The following is a 24275-nucleotide window of genomic DNA, read 5'->3' as shown; positions in this document are numbered from 1 at the left end:
TAAGTGCTGCCCGCGCAGCTTTATGTGGCGCCCAGCGCCGAATGGCTGCCACTATGCTCCGCCGAGTCTTTCATTTTCCTTTCGTGCGCGCCTGCCTTGATATCTGTTTGGATATCAAGGCGGCGGAAAACGTCATTGGACGCGCAATTTCGTGTGCGATATCGTGCAGTCGCCGTGCAGCCGCCTTGCAGCCAGGCCGACACGGCACAAAAAAACGATAAAAACATCGGAGACGAAAATTGAATAAATCCCTGTCGCTGTGGGGCGCGTGCGCCCTGTTGGCATCTTCAGTGCTGTCCGGCAACGCCGCCGCGCAAGCAGCCTACACACCCGTCACGTTCCAGAATGCCGCCGTCCACGATCCTTCCGTGATCAAATCGGGCGGCACGTATTACGTGTTCGGTTCGCACCTGGCCTCGGCCAAGTCCACGGACCTGATGCGCTGGCAGCAGATCACCGATTCCGTCAGCGCCACCAACAAGCTGTTCCTGAACGGTACCAGCAATGTGTACACCGAACTGGCGGAGACCTTCAACTGGGCGCAGACCACCACGCTGTGGGCGCCGGACGTGATACGCCTGGCCGACGGCAAGTACTACATGTACTACAACGCCTGCAAGGGCGATTCGCCGCGCTCCGCCCTGGGCATTGCGGTGGCGGACAATATCGAAGGCCCTTACGTGAACAAGGGCGTGATCCTGAAGTCCGGCATGTGGGGCCAGGCCAGCTACGACGGCACTGTCTACGACGCGCTCAAGCACCCCAACACCGTCGATCCCAATGTGTTCTTCGATAACGGCGGCCGGCTGTGGATGGTCTACGGTTCCTACTCGGGAGGCATTTTCATCATGCAGATGAACCCCGCCAACGGCATGCCGCTGCCGGGCCAGGGCTACGGCAAGCGCCTGACAGGCGGCAACCATGCGCGGATCGAGGGCGCATACGTGATGTACAGCCCCGCCACCCAGTACTACTACCTGTTCACCTCCTTCGGCGGGCTGGATGCGGCCGGCGGCTACAACATGCGCGTGGCGCGCTCCACGTCCCCGGATGGTCCGTACGTGGACGCGCAGGGCGCCAGCATGGCCAGCGTCAAGGCCGACCCGGCCAAGCCGCTGTTTGACGACGCGTCCATCGCGCCCTACGGCGTGAAAATCATGGGCAACTTCCTGTTCGAACGCAGGCTGGGCGAGGCCGGCACGGGCATCGGTACCGGCTACGTGTCGGCCGGCCACAACTCCGCCTACTACGACGCGGCCACCGGCAAGCATTTCCTGGTTTTCCACAGCCGCTTCCCGGAACGCGGCGAACAGCACGAAGTGCGCGTGCACCAGATGTTCATGAACGCCGACGGCTGGCCGGTGGTGGCGCCGTACCGCAATACCAATGAGACGCTGACGCATGTGCGGCGCGAATTCGTCCTTGGCGACTACATGTTCGTCAATCACGCCAAGGACATTTCGGGCACCATCAAGAAGTCCAGGCTGATCTCGCTCAACGTGAACGGCACCATCAGCGGCGCTGCCACTGGCACCTGGGCGCTGGTGGGGACCAACCGCATCGAGATCAATCTGCCCGGCTCTTCGCCTTTCAAAGGCGTGTTCCTGAGCCAGTGGGATGAAACCTCGAAAAGCTATGTCATGACGTTCTCCGCCACGTCGCGCGAGGGCGTTTCCATCATGGGCAGCCGTCTGGTTCCACGCACCGACGCGCAGGTGGTGACCGCGATCTACAACGAGCTCAGTCTCGGCAACACCAGCGCCGTCACCGGCAACCTGACGTTGCCGACGCTTGCTGCGCGAGACGCCGTGATCAGCTGGGCATCGTCGAATCCTTCCGTGTTGAGCAATACGGGCGTGGTCACCAGCCAGTCCAGCGACGTCACGGTGACGCTGACGGCCACCATTCGCAAGGGAACGGCGAGCGCCGTCAAATCGTTTGTTGTTACCGTCCGCAAGATCGGCGGCATGCTGGCCCACTACACCTTCGATGGCAGCCTGGCCGATGCTACCGGCACTTTCGGGACCGGCAGTGTCATCGGCAGCAAAATCGATACGGCCGGCGGCAGCCTGGCCTTCGAGCCGGGCATGAAAGGCAGCGCCGCAGTCTTTAACGGCGCAACCGGCGTACGCCTGCCCAATGGCCTGATTTCCACCAACAGCTACACGGTGGCCATGTGGCTCAAGCCCGCGCAGCTGACGGCATTCACCACCACGTTCTTCGGCGCGCGCACCGGCGATGCCTGGATCAGCCTCCTGCCGAAGGGGCACGACGGCGTGGGCGGCGCGACCATGCTGTGGTCGGGCACGGCCTGGTACGACGCCGGCCTGGGCATGACCATTCCCACCGGCCAGTGGTCGCACGTGGCTTTCACCGTCAACAACGGCGCGGTGAGCGTGTACGTGAACGGCGTGAAGCGCTACGCCGGCGTGAATTTCCCCAATGTGTTCACCACCACCAGCGGCGTGTTCGCGCTGGGCGTGAACTGGTGGGACGTGCCGTACAAAGGCGCGATGGACGACCTGCGCATCTACGGCGCGGCCTTGTCCGACGCTGAAATTTCCAGTCTTGCGCACTAACCCACACGGAGACGACCATGACCAGCATGCTGAAAAAAATGATGCTCTCCCTGTTGTTGGGAGCCTGTTGCGCGGCCTCGCACGCAGGCGTGATCAATTTCGACGATTTGTCCGGTGACTTTACCGTATCCATCGCAGCCGGATACCAGGGCCTGAACTGGGACAACGTGGGCTCCATCCGTTCGGATGCCTTCCCCGGCAGCGGCTATGAAGCGGGGACGGTATCTCAGGCCAACGCGGCCTATAACCGCGATGGCGGCACGGTGGCCATTTCCAAGGCAGGGGCGGGCACCTTCGATTTTGTCGGCGCGTTCTTCACCTCCGCGTGGCTTGAGCAGGAACTGGCGTTCGAGGGCTACCAGAACGGGCAATTAATCCATTCGACGGCGGCCTCCTTTGTCATCGACACTACCACGCCCCTGTGGGTGCAGCTGGATTGGGCCGCCATCGATACGCTGGTCATCTACAACAGCAGCGGCACCCAGTGGGCCATGGACGACATGGTGGTGCCCGAGCCGCCGTCGCTGGCGCTGTTCGGCGCGGCCGCCGTGGGGCTCCTGCTGGCGCGCCGCCGCGCCTCCGGCCGCGTGAACGCCGCGTGAACGCCGCGTGAACGCTGCGTGAACTGTATCCCAGTGTATCCGGCCGGTGCCGGGATACACTGGGAGCATATCCCGACATCTGCCCGACACAGGAATGCGGTCTAATCATCCCATCGAAACACTCCTGGACGAGGCATGCAGATGAAACGACTATACCTGGCGCTGCTCGGCAGCGTGGCCGCCACGCTGATGGCAACGACGACGATGGCTGCGGGCGCGCCTGCCGAGCCTTTCCGCAGCAAGTTGCCGGTGGAGGGCACCGCGCCCGGCTTCGACGGCGCAGTCACCTGGCTCAATTCCGCGCCGCTGACGCTGAAGCAGCTGCGCGGCAAAGTCGTGCTGGTCGACTTCTGGACGTATTCCTGCATCAACTGCATCCGCACCGTGCCTTATGTGCGCGCCTGGGCCAGCAAGTACCGCGACCAGGGGCTGGCCGTGGTGGGCGTGCATACGCCCGAATTCAAGTTCGAGCAGGACCTGACCAATGTGAACGCCGCCGTGGGCCGCTTCCAGATCGACTTCCCCATCGCCGTGGACAGCAACCAGAGCATCTGGCAGGCCTGGGGCAACCGCTACTGGCCGGCCTACTACCTGGTGGACGCCAACGGCAAGATCCGCTACAAGCAGTTCGGCGAAGGCAATTACGACAAGATGGAGCGCGCCATCCAGTCGCTGCTGGCCGAGGCCGGCGGCAAGCCCGCGAATGCTGCCGACAGCGGCCTGGTGAACCCGCCCACGCCGGCCGAGCAGATGCAGCCGGACCTGGAGCGCCTTGGCTCCGGCGAGGCCTACATCGGCTACCGCCAGGCGGCCAATTTCCGCTCGCCCGAGCGGGTGCGCGAAGACCGTTCGCAGCAGTATTCGGTCGGCGCGCTGGCGGTGAACGAGTGGGGCCTGTCCGGGCAGTGGACCGTGGGCGCAGAAAGCGCCATGGCGGATCAGCCCAATGCCGGCGTGGCGCACCGCTTCAATGCGCGCGACCTGCACCTGGTGGCCGGGCCGGGCAAGGCCGGCGCCAGTGTGCGCATCAAGGTCACGCTGGACGGCCAGCCGCCGGGCGTGGACCACGGCGCCGACATCGACGCCGAGGGCAACGGAGTCATTTCCGCCACCCGCTTGTACCAGCTGGTGCGCCAGCCCGGCAAGGTGCGCCAGCGCCGCTTCGAGATCCGCTTCCTGGACAAAGGCGCGGAGGCCTATGCCTTCACGTTCGGCTGAGCACCGCGCCGACGCAGCAGCGGCGAGCTTGTGGCGGAAATGCGGCAGCGTATTTCCCACAGCTGCCGCTGGCCCGGGGAACTGTTATGATGCAAGTTGACAGCTAAACACTTCGTGCCGCAATGCAAGAGTTCTATAAGAAGGCGCTGGTCGCGCTTCTTCTCCTGGTGGTGGCGGACGCGCTGCTGGCGTGTATTTTCATGTATCAAAGCTATCCGGCATTCACGCTATTGCCGGCGCAGCGGGAGAGCGCCCGCTGGCACTACCGCACTTATTCGGACGTGGCGACGGGCGGGTCGTCGTCCGTGCGCCTGCACGCTGCCACGCGCGAGCGGCTGCGCTTCGACTTCAGTCTCACCGGCCAGGCGCCATACCCCTTCGTGTCCACCGAGCTGGTGCTGGAGGACCGGAAGGGACGTCAAGCCCACCTCGACTGGACCCGGTACGACACCGTGACCTTCCTGGCCAAGTGCGCGCCGGCCGGTTCGATGATCGTGGTGATCTCCACCTTCGACCGGAAAATCTCCACGCCCGGCGACTTCCAGACTTACCGCTCGCCCGGCACCTATTTTTCCTGCAACGAGCAGGGCGTTCCGGTTTCGCTGGACATCAAGCGCTTCGCCTTGCCCGAGTGGTGGTTCGAGAAGATGAAGCTGGATCTCTCGGACCGCGCCTACACGCTGGACAAAGTGGCGAAAATCGTTTTCGGCACCAGCGCCACGCGCCCGCGCAATGTGGATTCCTACCTGGAGGTGACCGAGCTGACCTTGCGCGGCCGCGACTACCGGTATATCGCCGCCTTGGCCGCGGTCGTCCTGGCAAGCTGGCTGGGCTTCGCCGCCTGGTTCCTGCGCGCCCATGCGCGCGCGCTGGTCGCCAGCGTGGACTGCAAGATCAAAAAGGACTTGCCGCTGGTCGCTTACCGCCAGCTGACACTGGAACCGTACAAGGACAAGGAAAAGGCCTCGGTACTGCGCTTCATCGCAACCAACTACACCAACCCGGAGCTCGACCTGGACGGCGTGGCCAGCGAGACGGGCGCCAACCGCAACAAGGTCAACGAGGTACTGAAGGCCGAACTGGGCATGACCTTCACGAGCTATCTGAATAAACTGCGCCTGACCGAAGCGGCCAGGCTGCTTGCCGAGAAAGACGGCGCGGCGGTGGCGGAAATCGCCTACGCGGTCGGCTATGCCAACGTCTCCTATTTCAACAAGCTGTTCAAGGAAGAATACGGCTGCACGCCGAAAGCTTTCCGCTCCCTCGCCACGCCGGCGGCTTAGCGAAAGACTGCGCATCGCGCTCACCTTTGGTCAAAAGATTGATCGTTGCTATCATGCTTTGTCGAATATGCTAATGGCCATGCAAGGCCACTACCATTCGAATTCGACAAGGAGATGTACTACATGAATGCCTCGAAGCTGCGCCGTAGTGCGGCCGGCGCGCTTGCCGCCGGCCTGTTGCCCCTGGCGCTGAGCGTATCGGCCCAGGAAGCGCCGGTGGCGCAGGAAAAAGGGCCGGCCGCAGCCGACGCCATGCTGCATGCGCTGCAGGTTGCCTATCCCACCCCATACCGCGCCATGGAGGCCGGCGAAGTTAAGGCGGTGCTGGACCGCGTGTTCGACTACCTGGAGCGCACCACGCCGGCTGAACTGATCAGCAAGAGCAGCGGCGCCGCCATCACCGACCTGTCGCGCGCCGACCCGGACGCGGTGCTCAAGCCGGGTGACTTCCGCCTCACCAGCTATGAATGGGGCGTGACCTACCTGGGCATGCTGGCCGCCGGCGCAGCCACCGGCGACAAGCGCTACACCGACTACACGGTGAAGCGCCACCAGTTGCTGTCCCAGCTCACCAAAACCTATCTGCCTGCGGTGCAGGCCGACCCGAAGAATTCGCACGCGCCCATCAAGAGCTTCCTCAACCCGCACGCGCTGGACGACGCCGGCGCGCTGTGCCACAGCTTCATGAAGGCCAAGCTGGGTGGTTCTCAGGTCGACTACGGGCAGATGATAGGCATCTGCGGCGACTTCGTCACCAGGAAGGAGTACCGTCTAAAGGACGGCACCCTGGCGCGCGGCGGCCCGGACGGCAAGGGCGGCGTGAAAATGCGTCCGCTGCCGGACACCCTGTGGCTGGACGACATGTTCATGGGCGTACCGACCATGGCCTACCTGGGCGCCGTGACGGGCGACCGCAAGCACTTCGACGACGCCGCCAAACAGGTGCTGCAGTTCTCCAAACGCATGTTCAATCCTAAGCTGGGCATCTACATGCATGGCTATGTGGAAGGCCTGCGCGACCATCCGGAAATGCACTGGGCGCGCGCCAACGGCTGGGCGGTAATGTCCATGGTGGAGATCCTGGAAGTGCTGCCGAAGAACCACAAGCAGTACGGCGCCGTGCAGGAACAGCTGCGCGCCCATATCAAGGGCCTGGCCTCGTACCAGAGCCGCGACGGCTTCTGGCACCAGCTGATCGACCGCCCGGACACCTACCAGGAAACCTCGGCCACCGCGATCTACACCTACGCCATCGCGCGCGCCGTCAACCGCGGCTACGTGGATGCGCAGATGTATGGGCCGATGGCGAACCTGGCCTGGAACGCGGTGGCCAGCAAGGTGACCGCGGGCGGCCAGATCGAAGGCATCTGCGTGGGCACCGGCATGGCCTTCGACCCTGCCTTCTACGCTTACCGTCCCACCAGCGTGAAGGCGGCCCACGGCTACGGCCCGGCGCTGCTGGCCGGCGCCGAGATCATCGAGATGAACAAGAAGTTCAAGTTCGGCCTCAATGACAGCGGCTTGATGTACCAGGGCCAGCGCTAGCGTTATAGTTATTACAGTTCGAGCACCAGGCGGCCGGGTGCGGCCGCCCAGGACACGCAGGTGCACATGCCGGTGCTGCGCATGGCGGGCGTGAGACACACGTCGCGGTGCAGCGGCTCGCCCTCCAGCACCGGGGTGTAGCAGCTGCCGCACTCGCCGCGCTTGCATTCGTAGGATACGAACACGTCCGCCGCGATCAGCGCCTCCAGTATCGGCGTGCCCGGCGGGACTTCTACCGTCACGCCGGACAGCGCCAGTTCCACCGTGAGCGGCGCATCCTCCTGCTGCGCGCGCGGGCCGAAGCTCTCGAAGTGCATGGCGGCGGCCGGCCAGCCCAGCCGGTTTCCCGCCGCCGCCAGCGCCTGCAGCAGCGCAGCCGGACCGCAGGCGTAGAAGCTGTCGCCGGCGCTGTAGGGGCCGAGCAGGGCCGTCAGGTCGGCGCGGCCGCTGTCTTGCGACAGGTGCGTGACAATAGACGCCAGCGCGGGTGCCTGCCTGGCCGCCAGCTTGGCCGCTTGCCCGATCACGCGCAATTCCTCCATCAGGACCAGCCGTCCCGCGCTGTGCGCCAGGTAGTGGAGCTCGAAAGGCCGCTGCTGCGCCGCCAGCGCGTGCGCCATGGACACGAGCGGCGTAATGCCGATGCCGCCCGCGACCAGCAGCACGCGCGGCCTGGCCGCACCGGACGAACCAGCCGGGCCAGCCGAACCAGCCGCGCCAGCCGCGCCAGCCGCGCCAGCCGAACCAGCCGCACCAGCCGCGCCAGCCGAACCAGCCGCACCAGCCGCACCAGCCGCACTAGCCGGTCCGGCCGGCTGCAGCGGGAAGCTGTTGAACGGGCCGCTCACTTCCACTTCGCTGCCGGGGCCGAATTCGTCGTGCAGGCAGCGCGAGCCGCCTTTGCCCTGTTCCTCGCGCTGCACCGCGATGCGGTAGCTGTCCGCCTGGCCCGGCACGCCGATCAGCGAGTAATGCTTCTCGAAGGCGCTGCCGCCGGCAGCCAGGAAGCGCAGCACGATGTGCGAGCCGGGCTGCCAATCGGGCAGCGGCGCGCCGTCCCGGCGGCGGATCTGGAATTCCCTGACAGTGGCGCTGAGCGCGGCGACGCTGGCGATAACATGGTTCATGGCGGTGCCCTTTAGGCTGGCGTGCCGGGGTTGAAGGGCGATGCGTCCAGATATTCCCATTCCAGCCGCTGCGGGGTCTCCCGCAATATCCATTCCTCCACCTTGAATTCCCAGTAGCGGCCGGTGCCGCCCGTGTCGTTGTCCGGGTCTTCCTGGTTCCATTGCAGCGAGGCGGTGCCCGTCAGCTGCAGCAGCTGGCCGTTCACGAAGTCCGGGATGCACAGGCCGGCGCGCGGATCGGCCGTGAAATTGCCGAGCGTGTTGAACAGGCTGTTGCCGTGGTAGTCCGGAATGCGCAGCGTGCTCTCGCCCACCAGCTTCACGAAGCCGGCAGGGCCGCCGCGGTGCGAGGCGTCGGCGCCGCTGCCGGGATGGCGGCTGGCGACGAACACGGTATCGGCCTGCCGCACGATGTCCTGCACCGTGCCGCGCAGCACCGTGCCGTGCGCCGCGTGCACCGGCAGCACCGGTTCGCCCAGCCGGCGCAGGTGGCGGCGCTGGATGTACTTGGGGCAGTTCGGGTAGGCTTCGCGCACTGCCACCTCGGCGCCGTTTCCGTCCAGGCGCTGCACGGTCCCGTTGACGCGGTAGCGGCGGCGCGAGCCCAGCTCGATGAACAGCATGCCAAGCTCCGGCTGGGCGGCGATGTTGGCCCACACCGGGTCGGCCTGGTCGCGCGCTTCTTCCGGCACCTCGATCGCGATGGCGCTGCCGCTGTCCGTGTGCAGGAAGCCGGGTTCGCCGAACACCACCGAGGCCCACACACGGCCCCTGGCGTCCACGCTGCCCAGAACCGCCATGAACTGTTTTGCGATAAAGGGACGGGCGCCGGCGATGACGGTGTCCGTGAGCACGACGATATTTCGGTCCGCGATCGCAGTCTCGCCGGCGTTCTGCTGCACCGCGCGCTCGCCTGCGTGGAAGCTGGTGTGCTTGCTCATTGTGCTCTCCCTTTGGTAAGAAGCCTGTTTATGATGCAATCTGCCGATTGCTGATAATGCTATTGTGCGAAATAATGCGCCGGACAAGAATGGCCCCCACCGCAAATCACTATTTCGCCTGGAGTAAGGAATGGATCAAGTCCACCTGATGAATGTCTTTGTCGCCGTGGGGGAAGAGGAGAGTTTCGCCGCCGCCGCGCGGCGCCTGGACCTGTCGCCCGCTGCGGTCACGCGCGCCGTGGCGGCGCTCGAGGAGCAGCTGGGCGTCAAGCTGCTGCAGCGCACCACGCGCAATGTGCGCATGACGGAGGCCGGCCGGCGCTATATGGACGACAGCCGCAACATCCTGGCCAGCATCGTGGAAGCCAACGAGGCCGCCGCCGGGGTCAATGCCGCGCCCAAGGGCAACCTGTCGGTGACTGCATCCGTGCTCTTCGGGAAGGCCTTCATCATGCCGTGCATCGTGCGCTTCCTGAAGACCTACCCGGAAGTGGAAGTCTCGGCGTATTTCCTGGACCGGGTGGTCAACCTGGTGGACGAGGGCATGGACGTGGCGGTGCGCATCGGCCATCTGCCCGATTCCGGCCTGAAGGCGCTGCGGGTGGGGCAGGTGCGCCGGGTGCTGTGCGCCTCGCCGGAATACCTGGCCAGGAATGGCGTGCCGCAGCATCCGGCCGACCTGCTGCGCCATACCATCATTGCCGCCAGCGGCATTTCGCCGCGCGTGGAATGGAAGTTCGGCGCGGAGGAAGACCCCACCATGGTGCGCATGAAGCCGCGCCTGATGGTTACCAGCAATGATTCGGCCATTGAAGCCGCGTCGGCGGGGCTGGGCATTTGCCGCCTGCTGTCCTACCAGATTGACGAACAGTTGAGCGACGGGCGCCTCAAGATCATTTTGGCCGAGTACGAGGAGGCGCCGTGGCCGGTGCACGTGCTGCACCGGGAAAGCAAGTTCGGCTCGTCCAAGGTGCGCAATTTCATCGACCTGCTGGTCCAGCATCTGCGGGCGAACCGGCACCTCAATCCGCAGCCGGTCCTTACCCCCAGCGAAATAATCAATTGATTCCAGCACCGTTTCTCTCGCCTGGCCTGGTGCCTAGAATGGCCTCATCCGCTGCACGACGCGGCGGCATGACTCACCAACCATCGAGAGGAACACATCATGAAAGCAGCCATCATCATCCTGTCCGATCCCAAAGCCGGCGAAGAGGCTTTGGGCCGCATGTTCAACGGATTGGCAGCGGCGTACGACTTCAAGCAGAAAGGCACGGAAGTGGGCATCTACTTCCAGGGCACCGGCACCCGCTGGCCCGGCGTGCTGGCGGCCGCCAGCCATCCGATCCACGCCCTGTACAAAGCGGTGGAAGACAAGGTGGTGGGCATCTCCTGCGGCTGTGCCGACGTGTTCGGGACCCGCGAAGAAGCGGAAAAAGCGGGCTTCGACCTGATTACCGACAATAGCGTGCCAGGCACCTCGGGCCTGCCCAGCATTGCCCAAATCTCGGCCGACGGCTACACCGTCTTCACCTTCTAAGCGCAAGGGGAATACCATGAACACCAATCGCATCCTCGGCCGCACCGTTGCAGCCCTCAGCCTCGCCGCGCTGGTGCAAGGCGCGTTTGCAGCATCGGCGGCGGCACCGGCGGCGGCACCTGCCGCTGCCACCACCGCAGCCGCCAATGCCGCCAATACTGCCAGCGTCAGCTACCGCACCGTCAAGGTCGACGGCGTCAACATCTTCTACCGCGAAGCGGGACCGAAGAACGCGCCCACGCTGTTGCTGCTCCATGGTTTCCCCACATCGTCGCAGATGTTCCGCAACCTGATCCCGCTGCTGGCGGACCGCTACCACGTGATAGCGCCCGACTACCCCGGCTACGGCCAGAGCGACATGCCGCCGATGGACAAGTTCACCTACAGCTTCGACAACCTGGCCAGCGTGGTGGACAAGTTCACCGAAGCGGTGGGCGTGACCCGCTATGCGCTGTATGTCCAGGACTATGGCGCGCCGGTCGGCTTCCGGCTGGCGGCCGCGCACCCCGAGCGGGTGAGCGCCATCGTGGTCCAGAACGGCAATGCCTACAACGAAGGCATCGACAATGAATTCTGGGCGCCGATCAAAACCTACTGGGCCGACAAATCGGAAGCCAACGGCGCCAAGCTGCGTCCCCTATTCGAGCTGGGTGCCACCAAATGGCAGTACCATGAAGGAGCGCGCGACGTGCAGCGTGTCAGCCCGGATGCCTGGACCGTGGACCAGGCCTATATGGACCGCCCCGGCAACAAGGATATCCAGCTTGAGCTGTTCTACAGCTACGGCACCAATCCGGGCCACTATCCCGAATGGCAGGCTTACTTCCGCAAATACCAGCCGCCGATGCTGATCGTGTGGGGCAAGAACGATAAAATCTTCCCGCCAGCGGGTGCCCATCCTTATCTGCGCGACCTGCCGAAAGCCGAGCTGCACTTGCTGGACACCGGGCACTTCGCGCTGGAAGAGGACAGCGCGGCAATCGGCGCCCTGATGCGCAATTTCCTTGCGCGCACGGTGAAGAGCGGAAAATAGGCGGCCTGCAGCCCTGGCCGGCGGCCCGTTCAGCACCAACTGCGGAATATCGTTTCCGCAGTTGGTGATTTTTGCAATTGCCCCGCTTGTGCAGCGCTTGCATAATCGTTGGTTTTAAGCTGAGTTTTTATGAACCAGGAAACCAGTTTTTTCGCGGCGGTGTGCAGCAAGGCGCTGCTGCTGGCCGGCTTGTCGGCTTCGGCGCTGTGCGCGCACGGCGCCAGTGCGCGGGAGATCGTCCTGCACAGCGGCGCGCCGCTGCCGTCGTGGCAAGTGACCGTGGCGGGCTTCGAGAGCCCCGAGCAGGTGCTGCGGGGCGAGACCGTTACCTTGTCCAAGCCGGCCGATTCGTACGCGCCCAACGGCATGGTGGCGGCGCGCGCTGGCCAGGTTGACGGCAGGCGCGGTGCGCTGACGCTGGAGTGGAAAGACGCCTGGTTTGCGGGCCTGCGGCTGGACGGCGGCGCGCCGCTGGACCTGCGCAACTACACGGCCAAAGGAACGCTGGAATTCGACATCAACGTGCTGGAGCTGGCGCAGGGCGGCATCTACTTCACCATGCGCTGCGGGCCGGAGTGCAACCGCAAAGTGCCTTACATTCTCCCGGCCCGCGCGCTGCAGGGCAAGGGCTGGCAGCATCTCTCGTTCCCGCTGGCCTGCTTCGCCCGCGCCGAGGATGACTTCAGCAAGGTGGCGGTGCCGTTCGCGCTCGACGGCAACGGCAACGGCAGGGTGGCGGTGGCCAACATCAAGCTGGTGAGCAACGGCAAGCCGAATGCGCAGTGCCCGGACTACCGCACCGAAGCCGTCACGCCGGCACCGCTGGGCCACGCCTGGGCACTCGGCAGCTGGGTGCCGCGCCACGAGCAGAAGCTGGAGAACATCCGCAGGATGAAGGAGGCGGGCAAGGATCCGCAGCTCCTCTTCATTGGCGATTCCATTACCGAGGGCTGGGAAAAGGCCGGCCTGCCCGTGTGGAAGCGCTACTACGAGAAGTACAATGCGGTCGGCCTGGGCTTCGGCGGCGACCACACGGAAAACGTGCTGTGGCGCCTTCAGCATGGCGAAGTGGACGGCATTGCGCCCAAGGTGGCGGTCCTGATGATAGGCACCAACAACACCGGCGACCGGCAGGACGATCCGAAGGCCACCGCGGCCGGCGTGAAAGCCATCCTGGACGAACTGCGGCGCCGCCTGCCGGACACCAAGGTGCTGCTGCTGGCCGTGTTCCCGCGCGAGGAACAGCCATCGGGCTCCCTGCGCCGGCTCAACGCGCGCGTGAACGAGATCATCGCCGGCTTCGCCGACGGCCGCAAGGTCTTCTTCGCCGACATCAACGCCGCCTTCCTGAATCCGGACGGCACACTGCCGCGCGACGTCATGCCGGACTTGCTGCACCTGTCCGAGAAGGGCTACGGCATCTGGGCCGGCAAGCTGGAGCCGGTGCTGCAAAAGCTGCTGCCGCAGGATGCCGGGAATGTGGCCGGGAATGTGGCCGGGAATGTGGCCGGGAATGTGGCCGGCCACGTGGCCGGAAACGTGGCCGGGAGCGCGCCCGAAAGCGAGCTGCGGCAGCCCGCCGCGTGCGCCACCATGATTGCGCCGCGCGCCGTGGATTATCCGTGGATGACCAGGGAGCGCTGGCGCCAGATGCATGAAGGCCAGGCCGCGCGCGCCGCGCAGGGCGGTGTGGGCGTGATGTTCGTCGGCGACTCGCTCACGGAAATGTGGCCGAAACCGCTGTGGGACGCGAACTTCGGCCACCTGAAAGCGGCCAATTTCGGCATCGGCGGCGACCACACCGGCAACGTGCTGTGGCGCCTGCAGAACCCCGCCATCGCCGCGCTCAAGCCCAAGCTGGTGGTGCTCATGATAGGGGTGAACAACATCAATCTGTGCGGTGAGAAGCCGGAACAGGTATTCGGTGGCATCCAGGCCGTGGTGGCGGCCTTGCGCAAGCAGTATCCGGACGCGCGCATCCTGCTGAACGCGGTGCTGCCGGAGGGCGCCCAGGCCGATGCGCCGGAGCGCCGCAGCGTCAATGAACTCAACCAGATGGTAAAAAACCTGGACGACGGCAAGGCGGTATTCTTCCACACCTACGGCGCGCGCTTCATCGGCGCCGGCGGTGCGCTGTCGGCCGAACTGCAGCCGGACTTCCTGCACCTGTCCGAGCAGGGCTACCGCATCCTGGCCGCCGCAATGCGGCCCGACATCGAGCGCCTGCTGGCCGCCGGCCCGGTTGCCGCCATTGCCGCTGCGCCTGAACCCCAAGGCCGCGTTCCCAATCAATCCGTGGTGCTCGCCCCGGACGACGTGCGCGCCTTCCCCGCGCCGCCCGCCGGCTTCGCGGATCCGCAGGCAGGCGCGCCGCAGGGCAGGGTGGAGGAGTTCAGCTACGATTCGCCCGTGACCGGCACGCGCCGCAAGGCCAGCGTCTACCTGCCGCCGGGCTATAGCGCCGAGCGCCGCTACCCGGTGCTGTATCTGCTGCACGGCATCGGCGGCAACCAGGATGAATGGCGCGCCTATGTGCGCGCCCAGGCAGTGCTGGACGGGCTGATCGCGGCCGGCAAGGCTGCGCCCATGATCGTGGTCATGCCCAACGGGCGCGCCCTGGCGGACGACCGGGTTCCGCCCGCCGAGCGCACCTTCACGCCGGAGCATGCGGAGGGCTTCGCGAAATTCGAAGGCGAGCTGCTGGTGGCCCTGATCCCGGCCATCGACAGCCGTTATCCGACCCTGGCCGACCGCAGGCAGCGCGCCATCGCCGGCCTGTCCATGGGCGGCGGGCAGGCGCTCAACTTCGGCCTGGGGCACCTGGACACCTTTGCCTGGGTGGCGGGCTTCTCATCGGCGCCCAATACGCGTGCTGGTTCGCAGCTGCTTCCCGACCCGGAGCAGGCCCGCAAGCAGCTGGCGCTGCTTTACCTGTCATGCGGTAACAAGGATGGGCTGATGTTCGTGTCGCAGGGCGTGCACCGCTACCTGAAACAGCAGGGCGTTAACCATGTGTGGAACGTGGACGGCTACGGCCACGACCGCGACAGCTGGGCGGAAAACCTGTACCACTTCGCCCAGCGCGTCTTCCGCCCGCCGGCGTGATTACTTGCCGTCTTCTTCCACGATGGCCACGTCCCACGGCGCCAGCGTCAGCGTCCCGCCCGCAGCCACGCGCTGGCCCTTGAGCAGTTCGGTGCCCGGTTTGCGCTGGTAGCTGAAGCTCACTTCCGAACCGGAGTAGTTGAAGTAGTAGTGCACGGCGCGCTTGAAGCCATTGGTGCCGCTGCGCGTCTTCACGCTGGCAGGCAACTGCTGCTCCGGTCCCGTCAAGCCCAGCTCCTGCAGCGACGATTGCAGCACTGCCTTTTGCAGCTTGTCCGACAGGTAGGTGCCCTCGTACACCACCTTGCCCGCGCCGAACTGGTTGGACGTGATGGCGGGCCAGCGGCCGAAGAAGGAATGGTCGTACCAGGCCAGCGCCTTGGCCGTGTCCAGCTCCAGGAATTCGGCCCAGTGCTGCACCTTGTTCTCCGCGCCGGCCTGGAATGGATCGCCCTTCAAGGCCAGCGGCTGCGCCAGATTGGAGAATTCCTGGTAGTGGAAGCCGAGCGCCTCGCGCAGCGGGCCAGGCGCCATGGTCCAGCGCACGGCCGCGTTTTCGTTGGCAAAGCCGCTCTTGAAGGTCATGACGACATGGCCGCCTTTGCGCGCGTACTCGGAAATGCGCTTCAGCAGCGCGTCGTCGGCCACGTACAGCGAAGGCACCACCAGCATCTTGTAGGACGAGAAGTCCTGCGTGTCGTCGAACACGAAGTCGGTGCCCACGTTCATGTCGTACAGCTGGCGGTGGATCTGGCGCACTTGCGAACCGTAGTCCGCCTTCACGCCGGTGCCGCCCCATTGCGACTCTTTCGCGAAGGGCATGTCGTTGATGGCGTTGAGCGAGTCGCGGCTCCACAGGATGGCCACGTCGTTGCGGAGCTTCAGGTTCACAAGGTGCGGACCGATCTTTTGCAGCTCGCGGCCGGTGCGGCTCATTTCAGCATAGGCGCGGTTCGGCTCCAGGTCGTGCGAGAGCACGCCTTTCCAGTAGGTTTCCTGGTTGGCGTGGATCGAGGACCAGTGCCAATACTCCACCATGTTGGCGCCGTTGGCGAGGTGGGTGTAGACGTCCTGGCGGAACTGGCCGTCGTAGGGCGGGTACTGGAACGAGGAACTCCAGTCCGTGCTCTGCGCGTTGGTTTCGGTGACCAGGAAATTGCCGCGCTTGAGCGAGCGCGTGAAGTCCGCGTCCAGCGTTTGCGCGGCGCCGTTGTAGTACTCGCGCTGGCCCCAGTGGTACACGTTCACGGCAGGCATGTCGAGCGCGCGGGAGACTGCCACCTCGTTGACGTCGCCGTGCATGGAGCCGGCGAAGTCGTGCGTGACGAACTGGCGCGGCGAGGCGCATTCGCGGATCAGCGCCGCCTGCCAGCTCAGGAAGTCGGTCACCCGCATCTGGCCCCAGCGCGACCATTCCAGCTTGTAGCCGGTGCTCTGGGCGCCGTCCGGACGCGGCAGGTCCACCCAGCTGTGCAGGTTCTGGCCCCAGTAGTTCAGGAACCAGGCCTTGCTCAGGTTTTCCGGCGTGCCGAACTTCTTCTCCAGGTAGTGCTGGAAGCGCAGGAAGACGTCGTCGTTGGCGGCGCCGTAGGTGCCGGTTTCGTTGTCCACCTGCCAGCCGATCACGTTGGGATGGTCCTTGTAGCGGGCGGCGATCTTGCGGATCAGGCGTTCGGCGTAGAAGCGGTAGGCCGGCGCGTCGGTGTTCATGTTCTGGCGCATGCCGTAGCTGTTCTTCGCGCCGTTGAATTTCTGCGCCAGGATTTCCGGGTTCTGCCTGGCCATCCAGGCGGGAATGGAGTAGGTCGGGGTGCCCATGATGACCTTGATGCCCGCCTTGCCCATGGCGTCGATCACGCGGTCCATCCAGGCGTATTCGAAGCGGCCGTCCTCGGGTTCCCACAAGCTCCAGGTCGACTCTCCCAGGCGCACCACGTTGAAGCCTGCGGCCTTCATCATGGCCACGTCCTTTTCCAGCCGCTCGTAGGGCATGTATTCGTGGTAGTAGGCCGCACCATACAGGACGGTGGGGAATTCGGGCGGCGCGGCGGGCGCCGCCTGCGCGTTCGCGGGCGCGTGCAGCGCGGCCGCGAGCGCGTACGACAGGGCGTACGAGAGTACGGTTCGTTTCAGCATGGATGTTCTTTCGGGAGTCTGAATAGCGTCCTATTGTGGGCGGGCGCCGCGGGGCCGCGCAATTGCGAAATTGACCGGAACGCAGAATGATTTGTGCGCAGGCGGCCGGCGGCCTGTCCGCGCACCTGCGCAATTTCATATTCTTGCTTGACGAATTTTGCAATTGCGGCGCCCCGGCGCTGCTTCCACAATACGTTGGAACACTAGCCGCACGAGCCCGGAGGAGACACCGGGCCGGGCCCCCAACCTCGCAGAAAGGTGGAAACGATGAAATCAGTGTTGCCGAAATCAGTCTTGCCGAAATCGATGTTGTCGCAAGCGATGCTCACCCTGGCCGTGTGCGCGGCACCGTTCGCGCAGGCGCAGAACTGCGGCTCGGGCGGGGGCGCCACCGTGTGCCTGACGGCAGCCGGCGACGGCGCCGGCGTCCAGTTGAACTGGACCGTCAGCGGCGCCGTGAGCGGCCTGCAGGTGTACCGCGACACCGATATGGACCCCAACGGCCGCAGCCGCGTGGCGGTCCTCGGCAAGACTGCTTCCAGCTACACCGACAACACTGCGGCGCCGGGCACCGTGTACTGGTACTGGGTCAAGTTCAGCACCGGCAGCGGCAGCTACAATTCCGGCGGCGCCAGGGCCGTGCGCGTGGGCGTGATGCGCAACATGACCAGCATGCAGCTGTCCGGCCAGATGTCGCCCGGCTGGAACCTGGGCAATTCGCTGGAAGCGACCGGCAATGCCTACGTATGGGGCAGCACCAATTTCAACGAAACGTCCTGGGGCAATCCCAAGGCCAGCCAGGCGCTGTTCGACGGCGTGAAGGCCGCCGGCTTCAAGAGCGTGCGCATCCCGGTCTCGTGGAAGCAGTACGCGGACGCCAACGACAACATCAGCCCGCAATGGATGGACCGCGTCACCGAGGTGGTTAACTACGCGCACAACGCCGGACTGGTCGCCATGATCAACATCCACTGGGACGGCGGCTGGATGCAGCCGACCTACGCCCAGCAGGGCGTGGCCAACGCCAGGCTGACCAAGTTCTGGACCCAGATCGCCAACAACTTCAAGAACCACGACGATACCCTGCTGTTCGCCGGCACCAACGAGGTGATGGTGGACGGGAACTACAATCCGCCCACGGCCGAATACTGCTCGGTGCAGAAGGGCTTCAACCAGGCCTTCATCACTGCCGTACGCGGCACAGGCGGCAACAACGCCAACCGCCACCTGGTGGTACAGGCCTACAACACCAACATCGAGAACGCGATCAGCTGCAATGCCGCCATGCCGAGCGACTGGGTAGCCAACCGCCTGACCATGGAAGTGCACTACTACGACCCGTTCGACTTTGCGCAGGATAGCAACAGCAGCAACTGGAAGTGGGGCCAGGCCGCCAATCCGTCCGGCTGGGCCAACGAGTCCTACACCGACGGCCAGTTCCAGAAAATGAAGACCGCCTTCATCGACAAGGGCGTGCCGGTGATACTGGGCGAATACGCGGCGATCCTGCGCAGCGAATACGATCCGGCCGGCACCTACCGCAAGTACTGGGACCAGTACATCACGCATGCCGCCTATGTGCGCGGCGTGGTGCCCATGTACTGGGACAACGGCTACACGGCCAACCACCAGTCCGGCCTGTTCGACCGCAGCACCGGCGCGCAAGCCTACCCGGACGTGAGCGGCGCCATCGTCAATGCGGCCAAGTAAGGCGGTGCTTCATCCCGGGCCAGGCCAGCGCCGCGCGCCGCGCGCTGCAGGCTGGCCGGGTCCACAAGTTTCTTCGTAGTCCGTTGTGTCCGACTGCCTCAACAGCAGTTTTCGGGGCGGCTTAGGCCGCCCCATTTTTACAAGTCTATCAACAGCAATGGAAGCAATTATGAGATTCAAGAAGCAGATCAGTCTTTTGTCGGCCGCTGTCGCCATGTGCTGGGGTTCGGTGCTGGCCGCCGAAACGGGCGCCCAGCCCTGGATGAACGCGCAGCTGGCCGCCGGCGAGCGCGCCGACCTGGCGGTGCGGGAAATGACGCTGGACGAGAAGCTGAAGCTGGTCTACGGCTACCTGGGCGCGGACATGGAGTCGAAAAAGACCAAGCGCCCGGAGGAGTCCCATAAGCAGTCGGCCGGTTTCATCTACGGCGTGCCGCGCCTGGGCATTCCCCACCTGCGCGAAACCGACGCCGGCCTGGGCGTGGCCAGCCAGGCCGGACCGGATGCGCGCCACGGCACCGCGCTGCCGTCCGGCCTGAACACGGCCGCCACCTGGGACCTGAAAACCGCTTATGAGGGCGGCGCCATGATCGGCGCGGAAGCGCGCGCCTACGGCTTCAACGTGCTGCTGGCCGGCGGCGTGAACCTGATGCGCGAGCCGCGCAACGGCCGCAATTTCGAGTACGCCGGGGAAGACCCTCTGCTGGCCGGCAAGATCGTCGGCGCGCAGATCAAGGGCATCCAGTCCAACCGCGTGGTGTCCACGCTGAAGCATTTCGCGCTGAACGACCAGGAAACCAACCGCACCACGCTGAACGTGAAAATCGACGACCAGTCGGCCCGCATGTCGGACCTGCTGGCCCTGCAGATCGCCAAGGAAGACGGCAATCCCGGTTCCGTGATGTGCTCCTACAACCGCGTGAACGGCGTGTACGGCTGCGAGAGCAGCTACCTGCTGACCGAGGTGCTGAAAAAGGACTGGGGCTTCAAGGGCTGGGTGATGTCGGACTGGGGCGCGGTGCACAGCACCATCCCGGCAGCGAACGCCGGGCTGGACCAGCAATCGGGCATGCCGTTCGACCTGGCCGACTACTTCGGCCCGCCGCTGAAGGAAGCCGTGCTCAACGGCTGGGTGCCGCAGGCGCGCCTGGACGACATGGTGCGCCGCATCCTGTACGCCATGTTCGAGCACGGCGTGGTGGACCAGCCGGTGAAGCCGGCCGCCGAGAGCATCGACTTCAAGGCCAACGCCGCCGTGTCGATCAAGGATGCGCAGGAAGGCATGGTGCTGCTGAAGAACAGCGGCGCCGTGCTGCCGCTGAACCAGTCGGTCCAGCGGGTGGCGGTGATCGGCGGCTATGCGGACCGCGGCGTGATGGCCGGCGGCGGCTCCTCGCTGGTGTACCCGCAAGGCGGCAACGCGGCGCCGGAGCTCATGCCCAAGACCTGGCCCGGCCCGGTGATGATCTATCCGTCCTCGCCGCTGAAGGCGATTCAGGCGCGCCTGCCCAAGGCCGTGGTGGCCTACAGCGACGGCAAAGATCCGGCCGCCGCCGCCAGGCTGGCGCGGGAAAGCGACGTGGTGCTGGTGTTCGCCACCCAGTGGACCGGCGAAGGTTTCGACGTGCCCAACCTGTCGCTGCCCGGCAAGCAGGATGAGCTGATCGCCGCCGTGGCGGCCGCCAACGCGAAGACGGTGGTGGTGCTGGAAACCGGCGGCCCGGTGACCATGCCCTGGCTGCCCAAGGTGGCTTCGGTGCTGGAGGCGTGGTATCCCGGCAGCAGCGGCGGCGAGGCGATTGCCGGCGTGCTGTTCGGCGAAGTCAATCCGTCCGGCCACCTGCCCGCCACCTTCCCGGCGTCCGAGGCGCAGCTGCCGCGTCCCGCGCTGGACGGCTATCCCGAAGTGGCCGACAAGCGCTTCGACGTGCACTACCACGAGGGCGCGGCGGTGGGCTACAAGTGGTTCGACCTGAAGGGCCTGAAGCCGCTGTTCCCGTTCGGCCACGGCCTGTCCTACACCGATTTCGCCATGTCCGACTTGTCGGCCGGCGTCAAGGACGGCATCCTGCATGCCTCGTTCACGGTGAAAAACGTGGGCCGGGTGGCCGGGAAGGAAGTGGCCCAGGTCTACGTGGCGCCGGTGAGCGCGCGCTGGGAAGCGCCCAAGCGCCTGGTCGGGTTCCAGAAGGTCGAGGCCGCGCCGGGTGCCAGCGTCAAGGCGGCCGTCACGGTGGATCCGCGCCTGCTGGCCATGTATGACTCCGCCAGCAAGACCTGGAAAGTGGCCAAGGGCGACTACAAGGTCATCCTCGCGGCCGATGCCGCCGAGGCCGCCGGTAGCAAGGCCGTAAGCAAGGTGGTGCACCTGGAGGCTGCGGTGTACGACGTGAATGGCAAGCCAATCAGCAGCAAGCCAATGAACGGCCAGAAGCACTAACCCGCCAGGAGGCGACATGAACACGACCGAGATATTCCTGCTGGCCATGCTGCTGATCTTCAGCGTGCCCTACCTGGTGTGGCGGCTTTGCAAGACCGACTTTGTGGCGCCGCTGGTCATCGTCCAGATTATCGGCGGGGTGCTGCTGGGCCCGGGTGTGCTGGGCGCGGCGTTTCCTGAATATCACAAGTTCGTGTTCACCCCGGCTGTCATGCAGTCGCTGAACGGCATCGCCTGGTGGGCGGTGATGCTGTTCGTGATGCTGGCCGGGATCGAGCTGGACCTGAAAAAAGTGTGGCAATACCGCCGCGAGAGCGCCGCCACGGCCGGCTTCGCGCTGGGCGTGCCGCTGCTGTTCGGCTGCGGCGCCGCGCTGCTGCTGCTGGGCTACCAGGGCTGGATAGGCCCGAAAGGCAAGGACTGGCAGTTCCTGCTCGGCATCGGCATGGCGTGCGCCGTCACCGCGCTGCCGGTGCTGGTGCTGCTGATGGAAAAGCTGGAGATCCTGCGCCAGCCCATGGGCCAGCGCATCCTGCGCTACGCCAGCCTGGACGACGTGGCCATCTGGGGCGTGCTGGCCATCATCCTGCTGGACTGGGAGCGGGTGGGGCGCCAGGCCGGCTTCCTGCTGGCCTTCGGCGTGCTGACCATGTTCTTCCGCCGCCTGATGGCCAGGCTGGAGGAGGACGACCGCTGGTACGTGTCGCTGATCTGGCTGGCCGCCTGCGGCTTCGGCGCCGACTGGGCCGGCCTGCACTACATGGTGGGCGCCTTCCTGGCCGGCGTGGTGATGGACGCCGCCTGGTTCGAGCAGCGCAAGCTGGACATGCTGTTCAAGCACGTGCTGCTGGTGCTGATGCCCGTGTTCTTCCTCAGCACCGGCCTGCGCACGCAGTGGGACCTGGGCAGCTATCCGGTGTTCTTCGCGGCCGGGCTGATGCTGCTGGCCTCGGTGGGCGGCAAGCTGGTGGGCACGCGCCTGGCCGGCAAGGTGCTCAAATGGAAAGAGGGCGAGGCATCCATCATCGGCTGGCTGCTGCAAACCAAGGGGCTGATCGAGATCATCTTCGCCAACATCCTGCTCGACAAGCAGATCATCACCAACGAAACCTTCACCGCGCTGCTGCTGATGGCCTGCGCCAGCACCATGCTCACCGTGCCTGTCGTGCATCCGCGCCTGCACCGGGCGGGTGGGGCGGGCCTGGTGCAACAAGCGAGTTCTTGACTGTTTAGAAAGCGCCGCGGCCGGACTGTGCTGTTATGATGCAGGTAGCCCACCCGTCAGAGGCGAGGCAATGAGACCTATAAACAGACCGTACGATCCGTACCATCATGCAAGAGTTTTATAAGAAGGCGCTGCTGGCACTTGTTTTCCTGCTCCTTGCCGACGCCTTGGCTGCGGCTGTGCTCGTCCATAGCAGTTACCTGACCGTCAACCTGCTGCACAGGCAGCGGGACGGCGCGCACTGGCGCTATGTGGGACGGACAGACGAGGGCACCTCCAGCGTCCGCGTCGGCGACGCCAAGGACGACGTGCTGCGTTTCGACCTGCGGGTTACCAATACGGCGACCTATCCTTACGCGTCTGTCGGGCTGGAACTGGAAGACGGCAAGGGCAAGCCGGCTCTGGCGGACTGGACCAAGTACTCCAGCGTCACCTTCCTGGCCAAGTGTGCGCCGTCCAACTCCCTGTCCTTCGCGGTGTCCGTCTTCGACGACAAGGTGTCCAGCCCCGGCCGCTTCGAGACCTATCGCTCGCCCGGCACTTATTTTTCGTGCAACAAGCAGGGGGTGCCGGTTTCGCTGGACATGACGCGGATGACCATTCCCGACTGGTGGTTTACCACTATGAAACTGGACGTCACGCACCAGGGCTACACCCTGGACAAGGTGGGCAAGCTGGTGTTCGGCACCAGTCTCAACAGCCCCCGCCTGGTGGATTCGCATGTGGAAATCAGCGAGCTCACGCTGCGCGGCAGGGATTACCGCTATCTCGCCGCGCTCGCGTTGATATTGCTGGCGGGCTGGAGCGCATTCGGCATCTGGTTTTTCCGCGCCCATGCGCGTGCCCTGATTGCCAGCCTGGATTCGCGGCTGAAAAAAGACCGGGCCCTGGTGGCTTACCGCCAATTAACGCTGGAACCCTATAAGGACAAGGAAAAGGCGACGGTGCTGCGTTTTATCGCCACCAATTACACCAATACCGAACTCGATCTGGAATGCGTGGTGAGCGGCACCGGTTCCAACCGGAATAAGGTGAATGAAGTGCTGAAAACGGAACTCGGCATGACATTCACCAGTTATCTGAATAAATTGCGCCTCACCGAGGCGGCGCGCCTGCTGGCTGAAAAGAGCAGTGCTGCCGTGGCGGAAATTGCCTATTCGGTCGGTTATGCCAATGTCTCGTATTTCAACAAGCTTTTCAAGGAAGAATACGGCTGCACGCCGAAAGCCTTCCGCTCCCTTGCTACCCAGCAACCCGCTCCTGCCGCGTGTCCGGCCGAGGCTGCCGCCGAGCCTGCGGCCGAACCGTCATCCACCCCCGCCAACGCCGTCGGCTAGCCTGCACGCGCGTTTGCACTCCCTGCAGAAGTAATCGCAATTTCTGCATTGTGATAGAAATCCTCGTACTGGCGTTACCGCCCCTGTCTGCCGAAGCCATAAGCTGGGTCATAGGTTAGCTTTCGCAAGCTGTCCGGTCCACTGTGCAAGGAAGACATACGATGACTGACCGCACCCGGCGCATTCCCGCCCAGATCAACACCGTTCCAAGCAGTGAGCTCCGCGCCAGCGGCGCGGCTTGAATTCGCCACGCGCAAACGTTTTATCGAGGCGCTGACATAAAGCGCCCGCCATTACAAAAAAGCAGTTGAGGAGACGACCTTGGATTTAAAGCCTTTTCTTTTCACGCCACTTCTTTTCACGCCGCGTCTTTTAGCGCCATTTCCGGCGCTGCTCTTTCAATCGAATTCGGCCGCCCTCGGCGGCCACATGAATACCTGCGGCACCGTCCACCTGA

16 protein-coding genes are annotated in these 24275 nt (G+C 64.9%); 13 read left to right on the top strand and 3 right to left on the bottom strand.

Annotation, left to right across the window (positions count from 1 at the left end; genetic code table 11):
• The first annotated feature begins 239 nt into the window (after nt 1–239).
• The 5 genes from ASC94_RS34185 to ASC94_RS15750 all read left to right on the top strand — a co-directional run bounded on the left by ASC94_RS34185 (nt 240) and on the right by ASC94_RS15750 (nt 7227).
• Nucleotides 240–2579: a family 43 glycosylhydrolase gene (locus ASC94_RS34185; RefSeq protein ID WP_056396569.1), complete on the top strand. Its 2340-nt coding sequence runs from the start codon at nt 240–242 to the stop codon at nt 2577–2579.
• Between the two features lie 17 nt (nt 2580–2596).
• The gene (locus ASC94_RS15765) at nt 2597–3181 is read left to right on the top strand and encodes a PEP-CTERM sorting domain-containing protein (protein WP_056396566.1); all 585 of its coding nucleotides are present in this window, start codon (nt 2597–2599) and stop codon (nt 3179–3181) included.
• Nucleotides 3182–3322: 141 nt separating this feature from the next.
• The gene (locus ASC94_RS15760) at nt 3323–4399 is read left to right on the top strand and encodes a thioredoxin family protein (protein WP_056396563.1); all 1077 of its coding nucleotides are present in this window, start codon (nt 3323–3325) and stop codon (nt 4397–4399) included.
• Between the two features lie 122 nt (nt 4400–4521).
• On the top strand, nt 4522–5682 hold the full coding sequence (locus tag ASC94_RS15755) for an AraC family transcriptional regulator (protein ID WP_229417289.1): 1161 nt from the start codon (nt 4522–4524) through the stop codon (nt 5680–5682).
• Between the two features lie 123 nt (nt 5683–5805).
• Nucleotides 5806–7227, top strand: coding sequence for a glycoside hydrolase family 105 protein (locus tag ASC94_RS15750; protein WP_056398034.1), 1422 nt, complete (start codon nt 5806–5808; stop codon nt 7225–7227).
• Between the two features lie 11 nt (nt 7228–7238).
• On the opposite strand, the gene ASC94_RS32675 is transcribed toward ASC94_RS15750, so the two are convergent.
• Both ASC94_RS32675 and ASC94_RS15740 read right to left on the bottom strand, forming a co-directional pair.
• Nucleotides 7239–8354: a PDR/VanB family oxidoreductase gene (locus ASC94_RS32675; RefSeq protein ID WP_056396560.1), complete on the bottom strand. Its 1116-nt coding sequence runs from the start codon at nt 8352–8354 to the stop codon at nt 7239–7241.
• Nucleotides 8355–8365: 11 nt separating this feature from the next.
• Nucleotides 8366–9295 (bottom strand): pyridoxamine 5'-phosphate oxidase family protein, encoded by a 930-nt coding sequence (locus ASC94_RS15740; RefSeq protein ID WP_056396557.1) that lies wholly within the window; start codon nt 9293–9295, stop codon nt 8366–8368.
• A 130-nt stretch (nt 9296–9425) separates the two neighbouring features.
• On the opposite strand from ASC94_RS15740, the gene ASC94_RS15735 reads away from it, so the two are divergent.
• The 4 genes from ASC94_RS15735 to ASC94_RS33250 all read left to right on the top strand — a co-directional run bounded on the left by ASC94_RS15735 (nt 9426) and on the right by ASC94_RS33250 (nt 14970).
• A complete protein-coding gene (locus ASC94_RS15735; RefSeq protein ID WP_056396555.1) occupies nt 9426–10361 on the top strand; it encodes a LysR family transcriptional regulator in 936 nt (311 codons plus the stop codon).
• 99 nt (nt 10362–10460) lie between these two features.
• Nucleotides 10461–10832: a DsrE family protein gene (locus ASC94_RS15730; RefSeq protein WP_056396552.1), complete on the top strand. Its 372-nt coding sequence runs from the start codon at nt 10461–10463 to the stop codon at nt 10830–10832.
• 16 nt (nt 10833–10848) lie between these two features.
• Nucleotides 10849–11865, top strand: coding sequence for an alpha/beta fold hydrolase (locus ASC94_RS15725; RefSeq protein ID WP_082616571.1), 1017 nt, complete (start codon nt 10849–10851; stop codon nt 11863–11865).
• Between the two features lie 129 nt (nt 11866–11994).
• Nucleotides 11995–14970, top strand: a complete 2976-nt coding sequence (locus ASC94_RS33250; RefSeq protein WP_082616570.1) for a GDSL-type esterase/lipase family protein — start codon at nt 11995–11997, stop codon at nt 14968–14970.
• On the opposite strand, the gene ASC94_RS15710 is transcribed toward ASC94_RS33250, so the two are convergent.
• The gene (locus ASC94_RS15710; protein WP_056396549.1) at nt 14971–17106 is read right to left on the bottom strand and encodes a beta-galactosidase; all 2136 of its coding nucleotides are present in this window, start codon (nt 17104–17106) and stop codon (nt 14971–14973) included. It abuts the gene before it with no gap.
• 267 nt (nt 17107–17373) lie between these two features.
• Between ASC94_RS15710 and ASC94_RS15705 the strand changes: the two genes are divergently transcribed.
• The 4 genes from ASC94_RS15705 (at nt 17374) to ASC94_RS15690 (ending at nt 23818) form a co-directional block, all read left to right on the top strand.
• A complete protein-coding gene (locus tag ASC94_RS15705) occupies nt 17374–18816 on the top strand; it encodes a glycoside hydrolase family 5 protein (RefSeq protein WP_056396547.1) in 1443 nt (480 codons plus the stop codon).
• Nucleotides 18817–18985: 169 nt separating this feature from the next.
• The gene (locus ASC94_RS15700) at nt 18986–21256 is read left to right on the top strand and encodes a glycoside hydrolase family 3 C-terminal domain-containing protein (RefSeq protein WP_056396544.1); all 2271 of its coding nucleotides are present in this window, start codon (nt 18986–18988) and stop codon (nt 21254–21256) included.
• Between the two features lie 16 nt (nt 21257–21272).
• Nucleotides 21273–22481: a cation:proton antiporter gene (locus tag ASC94_RS15695; protein ID WP_056396540.1), complete on the top strand. Its 1209-nt coding sequence runs from the start codon at nt 21273–21275 to the stop codon at nt 22479–22481.
• Between the two features lie 107 nt (nt 22482–22588).
• Entirely contained in the window at nt 22589–23818 is a 1230-nt protein-coding gene (locus ASC94_RS15690; RefSeq protein WP_056396539.1) for an AraC family transcriptional regulator, read from the top strand.
• Nucleotides 23819–24275: the final 457 nt, after the last annotated feature.

It is taken from the genome of Massilia sp. Root418 (assembly GCF_001425265.1).
Taxonomy (GTDB): domain Bacteria; phylum Pseudomonadota; class Gammaproteobacteria; order Burkholderiales; family Burkholderiaceae_D; genus Rugamonas.
Note: the sequence above shows the minus strand (reverse complement) of the source record. Positions and strands in the feature narration are given on the sequence as shown.

What these genes read in the sequence shown, in the direction of transcription:
- ASC94_RS15710 (WP_056396549.1), bottom strand. Translation starts at nt 17,106, where the DNA reads ATGCTGAAACGAACCGTACTCTCGTACGCCCTGTCGTACGCGCTCGCG.
- ASC94_RS32675 (WP_056396560.1), bottom strand. Translation starts at nt 8,354, where the DNA reads ATGAACCATGTTATCGCCAGCGTCGCCGCGCTCAGCGCCACTGTCAGG.
- ASC94_RS15725 (WP_082616571.1), top strand. Translation starts at nt 10,849, where the DNA reads ATGAACACCAATCGCATCCTCGGCCGCACCGTTGCAGCCCTCAGCCTC.
- ASC94_RS33250 (WP_082616570.1), top strand. Translation starts at nt 11,995, where the DNA reads ATGAACCAGGAAACCAGTTTTTTCGCGGCGGTGTGCAGCAAGGCGCTG.
- ASC94_RS15740 (WP_056396557.1), bottom strand. Translation starts at nt 9,295, where the DNA reads ATGAGCAAGCACACCAGCTTCCACGCAGGCGAGCGCGCGGTGCAGCAG.
- ASC94_RS15730 (WP_056396552.1), top strand. Translation starts at nt 10,461, where the DNA reads ATGAAAGCAGCCATCATCATCCTGTCCGATCCCAAAGCCGGCGAAGAG.
- ASC94_RS15765 (WP_056396566.1), top strand. Translation starts at nt 2,597, where the DNA reads ATGACCAGCATGCTGAAAAAAATGATGCTCTCCCTGTTGTTGGGAGCC.
- ASC94_RS15690 (WP_056396539.1), top strand. Translation starts at nt 22,589, where the DNA reads ATGCAAGAGTTTTATAAGAAGGCGCTGCTGGCACTTGTTTTCCTGCTC.
- ASC94_RS15705 (WP_056396547.1), top strand. Translation starts at nt 17,374, where the DNA reads ATGAAATCAGTGTTGCCGAAATCAGTCTTGCCGAAATCGATGTTGTCG.
- ASC94_RS15750 (WP_056398034.1), top strand. Translation starts at nt 5,806, where the DNA reads ATGAATGCCTCGAAGCTGCGCCGTAGTGCGGCCGGCGCGCTTGCCGCC.
- ASC94_RS15760 (WP_056396563.1), top strand. Translation starts at nt 3,323, where the DNA reads ATGAAACGACTATACCTGGCGCTGCTCGGCAGCGTGGCCGCCACGCTG.
- ASC94_RS15735 (WP_056396555.1), top strand. Translation starts at nt 9,426, where the DNA reads ATGGATCAAGTCCACCTGATGAATGTCTTTGTCGCCGTGGGGGAAGAG.
- ASC94_RS15695 (WP_056396540.1), top strand. Translation starts at nt 21,273, where the DNA reads ATGAACACGACCGAGATATTCCTGCTGGCCATGCTGCTGATCTTCAGC.
- ASC94_RS15755 (WP_229417289.1), top strand. Translation starts at nt 4,522, where the DNA reads ATGCAAGAGTTCTATAAGAAGGCGCTGGTCGCGCTTCTTCTCCTGGTG.
- ASC94_RS15700 (WP_056396544.1), top strand. Translation starts at nt 18,986, where the DNA reads ATGAGATTCAAGAAGCAGATCAGTCTTTTGTCGGCCGCTGTCGCCATG.